At 72.3% G+C, this 13,165-nt stretch carries 7 protein-coding genes; 1 reads left to right on the top strand and 6 read right to left on the bottom strand.

The window, feature by feature from the left end:
* Positions 1-188 precede the first annotated feature (188 nt).
* Complete coding sequence (locus Drose_RS07515) at positions 189-2,078, top strand: penicillin-binding transpeptidase domain-containing protein (RefSeq protein WP_260727465.1); 1,890 nt, start codon at positions 189-191, stop codon at positions 2,076-2,078.
* A 164-nt stretch (positions 2,079-2,242) separates the two neighbouring features.
* Here the strand turns inward: Drose_RS07515 and Drose_RS07510 are convergent, their stop codons facing one another.
* From Drose_RS07510 to Drose_RS07485, 6 genes are all read right to left on the bottom strand, one after another.
* Entirely contained in the window at positions 2,243-3,511 is a 1,269-nt protein-coding gene (locus Drose_RS07510; RefSeq protein ID WP_260727464.1) for an arginase family protein, read from the bottom strand.
* Between the two features lie 11 nt (positions 3,512-3,522).
* Positions 3,523-4,413 carry a tetratricopeptide repeat protein gene (locus Drose_RS07505; RefSeq protein WP_260727463.1) on the bottom strand — a complete coding sequence of 297 codons (891 nt, stop codon included), beginning with the start codon at positions 4,411-4,413 and terminating at the stop codon, positions 3,523-3,525.
* Positions 4,414-4,417: 4 nt separating this feature from the next.
* Positions 4,418-5,290: an ABC transporter ATP-binding protein gene (locus Drose_RS07500; protein WP_260727462.1), complete on the bottom strand. Its 873-nt coding sequence runs from the start codon at positions 5,288-5,290 to the stop codon at positions 4,418-4,420.
* Positions 5,287-8,316, bottom strand: coding sequence for an FtsX-like permease family protein (locus Drose_RS07495; RefSeq protein ID WP_260727461.1), 3,030 nt, complete (start codon positions 8,314-8,316; stop codon positions 5,287-5,289). The genes Drose_RS07500 and Drose_RS07495 overlap by 4 nt, the downstream gene beginning before the upstream one ends.
* Positions 8,313-11,273 carry an ABC transporter permease gene (locus tag Drose_RS07490; RefSeq protein ID WP_260727460.1) on the bottom strand — a complete coding sequence of 987 codons (2,961 nt, stop codon included), beginning with the start codon at positions 11,271-11,273 and terminating at the stop codon, positions 8,313-8,315. Before Drose_RS07490 ends, Drose_RS07495 begins: the two co-directional genes overlap by 4 nt.
* Before the next feature lie 88 nt (positions 11,274-11,361).
* A complete protein-coding gene (locus Drose_RS07485) occupies positions 11,362-13,035 on the bottom strand; it encodes an acyl-CoA mutase large subunit family protein (protein ID WP_260727459.1) in 1,674 nt (557 codons plus the stop codon).
* Between the last annotated feature and the right edge of the window lie 130 nt (positions 13,036-13,165).

Raw genomic sequence — 13,165 nt, 5'->3', positions numbered from 1 at the left:
TTCTCCCCTCACCCACGACGCTGTGGGTTGTCCATTGACAGCCTAAGACGTACCCCTGACATGTCGACCCGCCGCCCAGCCGGGCAAACGTCGGTTACCCGATCAACCGCACACCCGTGCACTAATTGTCGTACTTGTTCGATCTTGGGGCGTGCGGATCCTGGCTTTCATGACGCAGAATCGCCCACATGGCCGTTTCACTCCGTCGCCCCATCGCCCTCTTCGCCGCCCTGGCGGTGCTCGGCACGTTGCCGGCGTGCTCGAGCAAGCCGCCGGACGACGCGTTGAAGACGTTCCTCGGGGCGTGGGAGCAGGGCAACATCGCGGGCCTGAAGTTCGTGGGTCCGGACGGCAAGGCGCTCAGTGGCGACGCGGCCCAGAAACTGCTGACCACGGTCGCCGGCGACCTGGCCGCCCAGCCGCCGAAGCTGGCGCTCAAGGGCGCCCCGGCGGTCAAGGACGACCAGAGCAGCGCGGTCGTCGGCGTGGAGTGGCCGGTGTCGGGCTCCACGTGGGCGTACGACACGACGGTCAACGCCAGGCGGGTCGACAAGCAGTGGACCGTGGTCTTCAGCGCGAAGACGATCCACCCCGACCTCCAGGACACCGACAAACTCGCCGTCCGCAAGACCGCGGGCACCCGCGGGAGCATCCTCGACGGCGCCGGGCAGCCGATCGTGAGCAGCAAGGCCGTGGTCATCGTCGGCGTGGAGCCGCGCCAGATCACCGACATCAACCTGGTCGTCAAGAACCTCGGCGAGGCGTTCACGGCGGCGAACGTGTCCGTCGACCTGACCAACCTGCCCAACCGGGTGAAGTCCGCCAAGTCGGACGCGTTCGTCGAGATCGTCACGCTCCGCAAGGAGGCGTACGACTCGGTCGCGAACAAGCTCCGCTCCACGCCGGGTGTCGTCACCCGCAACTCGACGCAGTCCCTGGCGCCTTCGGCGCAGTTCGCCCGCGCGCTCCTCGGCGTCTCCGGCGAGGTGACGAAGGAGATCATGGACAAGAACCCGGGCAAGTACAAGGTCGGCGACGTCGTCGGCCTGTCGGGGCTCCAGCAGAGGTACGACTCGATCCTCCAGGGCAGGCCCGGCGTGTCCGTGGTCATCCCCAAGCCCACCGGTACACCCGATGTGAAGCTCTTCTCCGCGGATCCCGCCGAGGGTGCCAAGATCAAACTAACGCTCGACGTCACCATCCAGAACGCGGCCGAGCAGGCCCTGGCGCTCGACACGCGCCGCTCGGCCCTGGTCGCGATCCGGATCAGCGACAACTCGATCGTCGCGGTCGCCAACGGCCCCGGCGCGGCCGGCAACAACTTCGCGCTGACCGGCCAGACGCCACCCGGCTCGACGTTCAAGACGATCACCGCGTTGAGCGCGCTGGACAAGGGCCTCACCGGCGAGTCGATCGTGTCGTGCCCGAAGAACCTGACGGTCGACGGCCGCACGTTCCGCAACTCCCACGACATGGAACTCGGCAACGTCCCCCTGCGCACCGACTTCGCGAAGTCGTGCAACACCGCGTTCGCCAGCCTGGCGCCGCAGCTCGGTCCCGACGGCCTGGCGAAGACCGCCCAGGCGGTCGGCATCGGCATCCCGTGGGACCTCGGCGCGGACGTGTTCACCGGCAAGGTCTCGACGAACGGCTCGAAGTCCGAGCAGGCGGCCGCCGCCTTCGGCCAGGGCACCACGCTCGCGTCCCCGGTCATCCTGGCCGGCGCGGCGGCGGCGATCGCCCGCGGCCAGTGGAAGCAGCCGCAGCTCGTTCTCGACCCGGCCCCCAAGAGCCCGGCGGCCGACGGCCCGCAGCTCAACCCCGCGTCGCTGGACGCGCTGCGGCAGATGATGCGCGAGGTGGTCACGGTCGGCACGGCGGACCAGCTCAAGAACCTGCCGGGCGACCTGCGGGGCAAGACCGGCACGGCGGAGTACGACAACGACCCGGCGCACACGCACTCGTGGTTCATGGGCTACCGCGGCGACATCGCGTTCTGCGTGTTCGTCGAGAACGGCGGCGCCAGTACCGCGGCGGCGGTCCCGATCGCCGGCAAGTTCTTCCAGACGATCGGCTGACCCCGGCGGGGTGGCCGGTGGGCGAACTTGTCGTGATCCGAAAGACTTCGCATCGACCAACCAGCAATAAAGCCGACAATTCGGGCGCGGGTCTCGGAGGTGTCGCCGCCGGGGCGCGCCAGCCGGCACGCGTTCCGCCGCAATCCGCCGCCAGGCCGTGCCGCTCAGCTCGCCGGCTCGGGTTCCTCCTTGTCGAGGGGGGTCCGCGCCGCCGGCACGACGTCGGCCAGCGGCGACTCCGGGGGCTCCACCCCGTCCGCGGCATCGCGGTGAGGGACCGTCTGCGCGGGCACGAACGGCACCGCCAGCGCGCCGGGCCCCAGCATTCTGGTCCGCCCGGGCTCCGGACCGTCCGGCTCCACGGGATCAGGATCGTCCGCCTGTTCCGGCGAAGCCTCGACGAACTCCGGCGGAGCCGGCACAGGAGGAGCGGAGACAACAGGCGGCACCGAGAGCACAGGAGGAGCGGACACCGGAGGAGCCGAAACCGGAGGGGGCAGGTCGGCCGCGACCAGGGCCGACGACGTCACCAGCGGCTCCAGGCCCGCCACCAGCGCGTCGGTCACCTCCGCCGCATACCGGCCGTCCGGATCGTAGTCCGGATCGAACACCGTCACCTGGGCGCCGACGCAGCGGGGGTCGGACACCAGGCTGCTCAGCAGGATCTCCAGCTCCCGGTATGCGATGCCGCCCACATCGGGGGCGTCGACCGCGGGCATGACCGCGGGGTCGAGCACGTCGACGTCGACGTGGACCCAGAAGCCGGTGCAGTCGCGGAGCTGGTCGCGAGCCCACTGCGCCGAGCGCGCCGCGCCGTTGGAGCGCAGCTCCGGGACGGCGCGCGCGACGATACCCGCCGCTTGGAGATCCAGACGGTACTCATCGTGCGTGCGGATGCCGAGCAGCACCACGTCGACGTCGCGAAAGTACGGGCGCCGCTGCTCGATCGCCGCCAGGTTGGCCTGGCCGCGGCCCGTGGCCAGGGCCAGGGCCTCACCCGCGGCGGCGCCGACGTACGACGCGTTGCCCTCGTGCCGGAAGTCGGAGTGACCGTCGACGTAGACCAGCCCGATCCGCCCGTCGAGCGTCGCGGCATGGCGCCGCATCGCCAGGCCCGCGCCCAGGAGGATCGAGCAGTCGCCGCCGAGGACCAACGGGAAGTCACCGGCGCCGAGGATCGTGCCGATCCGGTCGGCCAGCCGGCGGACGAACACGGCGATCTCGTCTGCCTGGGCCACACCGTCGCCGGGCTCCCACCCCGCCGGGTCGTACCGCGGCGGGGTGATGCACCCGGCGTCACGGGCACCCAGGCGGGTCAGCAGCCCGTTGTCGCGCAGGGCACCGGGCGCCTTCGCGCAGCCGGGCACGGAGGTGGCGGTCGGTGGCCGCAACCCCAGGTTGCTCGGTGCGTCGACGACGGCGATTCGGCGCATGTGCGCCCGGCTCAGAAGAGCGCGCTCGCCAGCGCCCGGCGGGCCTTGGCGACCGCGGGGTCGTCGGGGCCGGCGACGGTGAACAGCGAGACCAGGTGCTTGCGCGCGGTCTCCCGGTCGTCGCCCGCCGTGCGGCGGATCAGGTCGACAAGTCGCTGGTAGGCCTTTTCCGCCTCGCCCGACAGCACCTCGACGTCGGCGGCGAGCAACTGCGCCGCCATGTCGCCGGGCGCGGCCTGCGCCGCGGCCACGGCCGCGCCGAGGTCGACGCCTTCGGTGCGGCGGAGCAGCCCGACCTGGGCCAGGCCCGACTCGGCCACGGCGTCGTTGGGCGTCTCCGCCAGGATCTTGCGGTAGGCGGCCTCGGCCGCGTCCAGGTCACCGTCGGCCATGGCGTCGTCGGCGGCGAGCAGGCGCGGGTCCTCCGGTCGCTCGACGTCGACACCGGCGGCCTTGAGCACCGCGTCGATCCACTGGCGCAGGTGCGGCTCCGGCAGCATCTGGTTGAAGGCGTCGACCGGCTGGCCGCCGACGATCGCCACCACAAACGGGATGCCCTGGATCCGGAACATCTGCGCGAGGCGCGGACTGGCCTCGATGTCGGCCCTGGCGAGCACCCAAGCACCGTCGCTCTCCGCCGCGAGCTTCTCCAGCAGCGGGGAGAACTGCTGGTGCGGCTGGCTCCCGGCGACGTAGAAGTCGACCACGACGGGCGTGGTCAGCGACCGCTGCAGAACCTCGCTCTGGAAGTTCGCCTCGGTGACGTCGACGATGTGCGCACTGGGGGAGGCGGGGGTGGGCTGGGCAGATCGCTGCGCGGCGGCCGCGTTGCTGCGGGCCAGGGCGCCGAGGTCCACCGCCCCGCGGGTGAAGATCGACTGGGTCTGCCGTGGGTCGCTCATGGCCCTAGTTTTGCACGTGCCCCAGGTGGTCCGCCGCAAGTGACCGGTCGGATCCGCCCGCCACCAGCGTGACCTGACCGTCGACGTGGTCGACGGTGAAGAGCGTGCCGGGCGGGAACTCGCCGAGAACCTCCGGCGGTAGCTGCACCGTACCGTCACCCGCGACCACGGCGAAGTCCTGGCCGTCGCGCCCCTCGGCGCCGACCCGGCCGTCGCGGATGGTCACGGCGCGGCCGAGCCGGGTGCCGACCTCACCGTCGTGGGTGACCACGACGATGGTGGTGTTGCGCTCCCGGTTGACCGTCTCGAGCGCCTCGATCACCTCGTCCCGGCCGGCGGTGTCGAGCTGGCTGGTCGGCTCGTCGACGAGGAGGAGGCCGGGGCCGGCGGCGACACCGACGGCGAGGGCCGCGCGCTGCCGGGCGCCGGGCGCCAGCTCGTCGATGCGGGCCCGGCCCAGACCGGGCAGGCCGACGAGGTCGAGGATGCGGTCGGGATCGTCGAGTTTGATGCCTTCGGTACGGGCCGCGCGCCGCTGCGCCAGCCAGATGTTGCGGTGCAGCGAGGCATAGGGCAGCAGGTTGCGGGCGGCGCCCTGGAGGACGACGCCGATCTCGGTGCCCCGCAGCCGGGCGATCTCGCTGTCGGACAGCTTGCCCATGTCGTAGGTACCGATGTTGACCCGGCCGGCCGATGGACGCATGAGCCCGGCCAGCAGCGCGATCAGCGTCGACTTGCCGGAGCCGGACGGCCCGACCAGCGCGAGCGTCTCCCCCGGTCCGATCGACAGATCCACCCCGGCGAGCGCGACGACGTCGCCGGCCTCGGCCCGGTAGATGTGCACGACCCGCCGGCAGGCGACCGCCAAACCGTTCATCGCATCCCCCTTGTCGAAGCGCGGAGCCGGGCTCCGGCGAGCAGTGCGGCCACGGCCAGGAGCAGCCCGGCCGCCGACCAGGCCACGGCGACCGGCATCGGCGACGGCCAGTACGAGACCTCGAACGTACCGGGGTCGTCGGTGAACACCGGGAGGTATTCGCGCACCAGGAGCCAGCTCGCCAAGGCCGCGAACGGCCCGATGACCGCCGCCGTGCCGACGAGCGCGAGGTATCCGTTGGCGGCGGCGTCCCGCCGGGCCACACCCTGTGCCCGCAGCGCACGCAGCTCGCCCGCGCGCCGCTGGCGGTCGAGGCTGGAGACGAGCCAGAGCGCGCCCACCGCGAGCAGCACCGCGAACCCGCCGGCCAGCTCGTGGAAGCGCAGCGCGACCGCCGGCCCCTGCTCGTCGAGCTGCGCGCGCAGCGGGCCGAGCTGCCGGTCGGAGATGACCGTCAGGCCCTGGTCGCGGACCAGGTCGAGCACGTTGGCCGGGGCGCGCTCGCCGAGCCAGATCTGCGGCTGTGACGCCTCGCCGCCGTCGATCGAGTGCCGCTCGGCGTAGTCGAAGTCGACGAGCCCGCCCTTGGGCCCGAGACGTGGCACGGCGTCGACCTCGGCCGCGAGGTCGATCGGGAGCTGCGCGCCGTCGAAGCCGCTCATGTGGTCGCCGATACCCGCGGTACGGGCCATCACGACCGGCAGCGGCGACGGCGCGTCGGTCGGCATGATCCGCACGGCGACGTCGGCGCCCCGATAGTTGGCCACCTCGGCGCGCAGTCCGTCCTTGGTCGCGGACAGCGTCGGTACGAGCAGCTTCGGCCCCGGCGACTGAGGCACCCGCCACGCGTCGGTGTCGGCGAAGCCGGCCTCGTCGGCGATGGTCCTCCCGGCCTGCTTCAGACTGTGCAGCGTCATCGAGACGTCGAAGCCGCGCCCCTCGGGCTGGTCGATCCGCAGTGCCACGAGCCGGCAGCCGTCAACGCACATCGGCAGGTTCCGCACGTACGTTCGCCGGCCCAACTGGACCCCGCCGAGGTCGACCTCCCCGGTCGCCGAACCGTCCAGCGGTACGACCACCGCGGTCCACCGGACGCGGAACGCGTCGACCATCGCGTCGACGGTGACGTCGAGGGACAGGTCCTTGTTGTTCACGATGATCGGCTCGCGGCCGACCCGGGGATGCAGCCGCGCCGCCGCCTCCTGCGCGGTGACGTGGGGGTCGTCCCAGAGCGCCACAGTGGGCAGGCGGGAGCTGTCGACGGCGAGCATCGGCGGTATGCCCGTGTCCTCCGAGACCGGGACCATCGAGGCGGCCATGGCGAAGGTGCCGTCCGGGTCGAGCGCGCGGACCTTGGCCAGCAGCGCGGCGCGACTGAGCGGCTCGAGCGACAGCACGCGCGGCGCGCCCAGCTCGACCCGGGTCCGCCGGTCGCGGGTGTCGCTCGACGCGCTGGCCCCGGTCGCCGCGAAGCACAGCAGCGCGATCGCCACCACGAACAAGGCGAGGATCCGCTGGCTGCCGGGACGGCGGGACATCGCGTAGGCCGCGAGCGTGGCACCGATCCGGCCCTGGCGCATGGCCCGGCGCCCGACCCGCTCCGCGATCGGGAGCACGGCCCGCGCGGCGAGCAGGGCCACGGCGATGACGATCAGCGAGGGCGCGAAGACGGCGAACCCGGTCAGCCCGTTGTCGCCCTGGCGCATCTGGATCACGGCGACGACGGCGAGCACGACCACCGCGGCCTCGAGGACGGGGGCGTTGCGCCAGCGCGACAGCCGGCTCGGCACGTTGCGCAGCAGGTCGATGGTCTTCTTCGCCAGCTCGGCACGCTGGGCGAGCAGGGCCGCGAAGATCGCGCCGGCGACCGCGGTCAGCGCCCACCAGTCGGCGCCGGCGGACAGCGGTACCTCCGCCGAGCTGTGCAGCAGCAGCCAGGCGGCGAGCCGGACGAGGTAGTGGCCCAGCAGGAAGCCGGCGGCGGCCCCGGCCAGGATCGGCACGATGCTCTCGCCGGCGGCGAGCCACCAGCGCCGGGGCGCGCTGACCCCGCGCAGGGCGAACAGCCCGAGCTCCAGACGGCGCTCCTGGGTCGCCGAGGCGACCGCGATGAAGAGGACGAACCAGCACAGGAGCACCAGCGGTACCGCGGCGATGGGTACGACCTCGCCGACGAGCGAGCGGTTGGCGTTGATCCGGGCCAGCAGGGCCGGCAACCCGGTGTGCACGGTCGCGCCGCCGGGCAGGGCGGTCAGCTTGTCGCGGCCCTCCCGCACCGCCGCGTTCACGCCGTCGAGCGTGTCGCCCGAGATGGCCCCGTCGCCGATGACCACGTCGAGGCCCTGCCGCTCGCGTGAGTGCTCGATGCCCTCGAGCGTGAGCCGGCTCGCGAAGATCGGGGAGGTCACCAGCCGGTCGGTGCGGCGGGGGTTGAAGTAGTCGAAGTCGGCCCAGTACTGGTCGGTCTTGTCGACGACCTCGAAGGCGCCGACGACGGTGAGCGTGACCGCGGGCCCGGCGGAGACCCACTCGTAGCCCTCCGTGTCGTAGGCCGCGAAGCTGGTCTGGACGGTCGCGCCGATCGGCAGCTTGAGCTGGTCGAGAGTCTCCTTGCTCAGCACGATCTCGGTGTCGCTGATGAAGCAGCGGCCGGCGACGAAGCGCAGGTGCGCGCAGGCGTCGTCGCGGTAGACCAGGCGGGGCGCGACCGCATCGACCTTCGGGTCGGCGGTCGTCACGTACGAGTCGTACTCGGTGCTGAACACGCCGCTGAACCCTGGAATGGTGAAGACCTGCGGCACCAGGTCCTCGAAGGCGCGGTCCCGGGTCTCGGACACCCGCCGGGCCCGCACCACCCGCTCCTCGACCGGCGCGGCGGCGACCTCGCTCGCGACGACCGCCCGGTCGGCGGTCGTCGTGTAGACCGGCGCGCTGACGGCGGCGGCCATCGCCAGCATGGCCAGGATGAACGCCGTGAGCGCCTGTCCGGGACGGGCCCGGATCATCGACAGGGCCAGCCCGATCACGGCGCGCTCCATCCGTCGGCGAAGTAGGGCATGACGTCACCGATCGTGAACCGGATCAGCGCCGCGAGCACGAGGCCGAGCAGCAGTGACACGCCCACGAGGACGATGTAGCCCTCGACGCTCACGCGCCGGACCAGCCGCGCGGAGGCGCCCTGCGACCGCAGCGCGGTCAGCTCCCGGGCGCGCGGCCGGCGCTCCACCGCCGCGACCACGGAGGCCGAGCCGATCGCCAGCGCGAGCCCGATGACCGCGGACAGCAGCATGAACTGCAGGGTCAGCGGCGGGCCGAACGACCCGTACCGGTCGGCGACACCGTCGATCGTCTCCTCACCGAGGACGATGAGCCCTTCGCGGCTGAGCCGGTCCGTCATGTCCGCCGGCGCGGACGCGGACAGCCACACCTGCATCGACTCGCCGGCACCGAAGTCCGCGCCGAGCCGGTCGGCGTATTCCAGGTCGATGAGCACACCCTGGTCGCCGAGCCGGGGCAGCCGGGAGGCGGTGCCGACGACCCGCTCGGACAGGGCGATCGAGCCGTAGCTGACCCGCTGGTCACCGGCGATCTTGGGCAGGAGCCGCTTGGCGCGGATGCTCGCGATCGGCGCGGGCGAGTCGAGCGGATAGACGCCCGGGTCGGTGCTGCCCTGGCGGATCGGCCCCACCCGCAGCAGCAGCCCGTCGGCGGCCGGGGTGACGATCAGGTTCGGCGGCGTGCCGGACACGTCGAGGCGCCACCGGGTGCGGTCCGTGAGCGTCTCCCTGGCCACCACGGTCGGGTCGGCGCCGCTCTGGCTGATGCCGTGGACGGTCACCTCGACGCCGGGGCGAGACGGGAAGTAGATCTTCGCCTCCAGCGTGCTCTGCATGATGCCCAGCGAGCTGAGCCGGCAGCCGGGTGCGGTCGCGCAGGCGGGCAGCGACGCGGTGAGCCGCTGCCGGCCCTCCCGCAGCGGACCGAGCCGGGCGACCAGCCGGTTGCCCTTCGGATCGGCCATGATCACGTCGAGGACGACCACCCGCTGATCGTCGACGACCGTGTAGTGGTTGGTGACGTCGAGCGTCAGCGTGTCGGCGGTGACGTAGGCGGCGTCCGGGGCGGGCGGGTGCAGGGCGGCGGCGGTCTCCGCCGCGGTCATGCCGTACTCCGGCCGCCACGTCGCCGTCGCCGCCAGCCGCGGGCTGTCGACCAGGAGGACCCGGTCGTTGCCGGAGCGCAGTGACTGGACGGCCGCCATCGCGTGGCGACCCTCGGGATCGGCGCGGCGGACCGCGTGGAGCAGGGCGAGGCGGTTCTCCGCGCGTACCGACAACACCCGGTCGGCACCGACCTCCAGCTCCGCGCGGACCCGGCCCTGTTCCCGCCCCGCGCTCCAGGTCAGGAACGAGGTGCACAGCAGCGCCACGGTCACGATCATCAGCGCGGCCAGCCGGTGCACGCCCGGGCGCCGGGCCAGGTAGATGGCCGTGAGCGCGCGCGCCGCACGGCCGTGGCGCAGCGCGCTTTCGACGATGCGGCCGGCACTGTACGTGATGAGGCGCGCGGCGACGAGCGCGAAGGCCAGGGCGACCAGGCCCGGGGCGAGCAATGCGAGGCCGGCGATGTCTCCCTCGGCACGGGTCTTCACCTGCCAGACCGCGGCGACCGCGACGACCACGAGCACCAGGTCGAAGAGGTCCCGCCAGGCGCGGGCCCGGGCCGGGCTCTGCCGCAGCAGTTCGGCGACGGTCGCCCCGAGCGACCGGCGCTCGGCGAGCAGCGCCGCGAGCAGTGCGCCGAGGACGGCGAGGGCGACCGCGCCGACCGACAGCGTCAACGCCCGGTCCCGCACGGCGGGCTCGCGGATCGAGCCGTTGACGGCGGTGGCGACGAGATATCCGACCGGCAGGCCGAGCACCGCACCCGCCAGCATCGGCAGCGCGCTCTGGCCGCTCACCAGGGCCCAGGTCCGACCGCGGGTCGCGCCGCGCAGCTTCACGAGCCCGATGTCGGGCCGCCGCTCCTCGCCCGTGTACTTCACCGCGAGGTACAGCGCGAACCAGCACAGCACGAGGAGCTGGAACGCGCCGACGGGCACGCCCAGCGAGACCAACTGCCGGTCCCGCTCGACCCGGTCGATCGTCGCATGTAGCTGGGTGTTGAGCGTCAGCCGGTTGTTGCCGGCCTCGACCGTCGAGGCGTTGAGGGAAGCGCGGACCTCGTCCGGCTGGTGGTCGACCAGCAGCGCGGGCCGCGCCACCATGTCGACGATCATGCGGACGGCCTTGGGCTTGAGCCGGTCGAGGACGGCGGGCCCGACGAGCACGGCGTCGTCGACCGGCTCGGTGATCTCGGGCGCCGCGCCGGTCGGCAGGTCGACCGCGAGCAACTTGGCGTTGCCGCTCCAGAACGGGTCGCCCGGGTTCTCGGGGAGATAGATGCCGACGACCTTCAGCACGGCCGGCGCCTGGAGGTCCGGGCTGGAGAAGGTGATCTGGTCGCCGACCTTCACCTGTAGCCAGCGGGCGGTGCGGTAGCTGAGCATCGCCTCGTCGGCGCCGGTCGCGCAGGCGCCCTCGATCGAGGCGTGCTCGCAGGCGCCGGTGCGCAGCGTCAGCGGTGAGGTGGTGCCACGCGTGTCACCCTGCGCGGTCGGTTGCGCGGACTTGGCCTGGCCGCCGATGAACGCCTGCGTGTACGTGGTGAAGCCGTCCAGGCCCACGATGCGCTGGGTGAGCTCGGCGTCGGCGGCCAGCAGCGCCGCGATCGAGCCGCCCTCGATGGGACCTTCGGCGATGGTTTCGAGGGAGCGCTCCTGGATCGGCGCCGTCTCCATGTGTCGCGTGGCCACCCGCTCGGTGGACGCCAATACGTACCACGGGGCGGCCGCCGCGGCGGCCGCGGCCAAGGTACTCAACACGAGCAGCGTCAGCGCCTGCGCGCGCCTCGCCCGCAACGCCGCGAGCACGAGTGCCAGCAAGGACCCTCCCCCGTTGGTCAAGGTCGTACGTAGGTAGACCAGCCGGGGGAGAATCCGGTTGCGTTGCGATTCGGTAACGCGGAAAGGGTCAGAAGCGGGCGGGCTCCCGGTACACGCCCCAGAGATCCTTCAATGCCCCGCAGATCTCGCCGAGGGTCGCCTCGGCCCGCGCCGCGTCGAGCATCGCCGGGATCAGGTTCTGGTCGGTCCGCGCCGCGGCGACCATCTGCTCCAGGCGCTCCTTGACCAGCGCGTTGTCGCGGCCGGTGCGGCGGGCGGCGAGGAGCCGGTTCTGCTCCACCTCCACCTCGTGCGAGACCCGCAGGATGTCGAGGTCGCGCGTGACGGAGCCGGTGTGCACGTTGACGCCGACGACCCGCTTGTCGCCCTTCTCCAAGGCCTGCTGGTACAGGAACGCGCTGTCGGCGAGCTCGGACATGAACCAGCCGTCCTCGATGCCGCGCAGGATGCCGCTGGTGACGGTGCCGTCGCCGCCCATGTCGCGGATCCGCTGGAAGATGGCCTCCGCCTCGGCCTCGATCCGGTCGGTGAGCGCCTCGACGTACCAGGAACCGCCGAGCGGGTCGGCGACGTTGGTCACGCCGGTCTCCTCCATCAGCACCTGCTGGGTGCGCAGCGCGATCTCGGCGGCCTCGTCGGTGGGCAGCGCGAGGGTCTCGTCGAGCGCGTTGGTGTGCAGCGAGTTCGTGCCGCCGAGCACGGCGCTCAGGGCCTCGACCGCGGTGCGGACGACGTTGTTGTACGGCTGCTGCGCGGTCAGCGAGACGCCGGCGGTCTGCGTGTGGAACTTCAGCCAGAGCGCCTTCTCGCTGGTGGCGCCGTAGACGTCGCGCAGCCAGCGGGCCCAGATCCGCCGGGCCGCGCGAAACTTCGCGATCTCCTCGAAGAAGTCGATGTGCGCGTCGAAGAAGAAGCTCAGCCCGGGGGCGAACTTGTTGACGTCCAGGCCGCGGCTCAGGCCCAGCTCGACGTAGCCGAACCCGTCGGCGAGCGTGAACGCCAGCTCCTGCGCGGCGGTCGCGCCGGCCTCGCGGATGTGGTAGCCGGACACGGAGAGCGGCTTGTACTTCGGGATGTTCGCGCCGCAGAACTCCATCAGGTCGCCGATGAGACGCAGGTGCGGCTCGGGCGGGAACAGCCACTCCTTCTGCGCGATGTACTCCTTGAAGATGTCCGTCTGCAGGGTGCCGTCGAGCTTGCGGAGGTCGGCGTCCTGGCGTTCGGCCGCGACGAGATACATGCAGAAGACCGGGACGGCGGGCCCGGAGATCGTCATGCTCGTGGTCACGTCGGCGAGCGGGATGCCGTCGAAGAGCACGTCCATGTCGGCGGCGGAGTCGATGGCGACGCCGCAGTGGCCGACCTCGCCGAGCGACTGCGGTTCGTCGGAGTCGCGGCCCATCAGGGTCGGCATGTCGAAGGCGACGGACAGCCCGCCGCCGCCCGCGCCGAGGAGCATCTTGTATCGCGCGTTGGTCTGCCGCGCGTTGCCGAATCCGGAGAACTGGCGGATCGTCCAGGTGCGGCCGCGGTATCCGGTGGGGTGCAGGCCCCGGGTGTACGGGAATTCGCCGGGCCAGCCGATGCGCTCGAAGCCGGGCACGTCGGCGCCCTCGGGCGGCCCGTAGACCGGCTCGACCGGCGTCCCGGACAGGGTGGTGAAGTCGGCGTCACGCTTGCGGGCCTCGTCGTAGCGGCGCTGCCAGCGCGCGCGCCCCTCGGCGATCTCGTGGGCGTCCATGGATGTCGGCGCTCCTCGGGTGTGGCGGGTTCTCCGTCTCCCTCGATGCTATCGACCCCCTGAACGATCGCTAAGGCCCACCGGACCCCCTCCCCCCATTTAGCGTTGATCTTGCAGTTGTGGTGCCGGG

The sequence above is a fragment of the Dactylosporangium roseum genome (assembly GCF_025264685.1).
Lineage (GTDB): Bacteria > Actinomycetota > Actinomycetes > Mycobacteriales > Micromonosporaceae > Dactylosporangium > Dactylosporangium roseum.
Note: the sequence above shows the minus strand (reverse complement) of the source record. Positions and strands in the feature narration are given on the sequence as shown.

Coding starts and splice junctions, on each gene's coding strand:
- Drose_RS07515 (WP_260727465.1), top strand. CDS start 189: ATGGCCGTTTCACTCCGTCGCCCCATCGCCCTCTTCGCCGCCCTGGCG.
- Drose_RS07510 (WP_260727464.1), bottom strand. CDS start 3,511: ATGCGCCGAATCGCCGTCGTCGACGCACCGAGCAACCTGGGGTTGCGG.
- Drose_RS07505 (WP_260727463.1), bottom strand. CDS start 4,413: ATGAGCGACCCACGGCAGACCCAGTCGATCTTCACCCGCGGGGCGGTG.
- Drose_RS07500 (WP_260727462.1), bottom strand. CDS start 5,290: ATGAACGGTTTGGCGGTCGCCTGCCGGCGGGTCGTGCACATCTACCGG.
- Drose_RS07485 (WP_260727459.1), bottom strand. CDS start 13,035: ATGGACGCCCACGAGATCGCCGAGGGGCGCGCGCGCTGGCAGCGCCGC.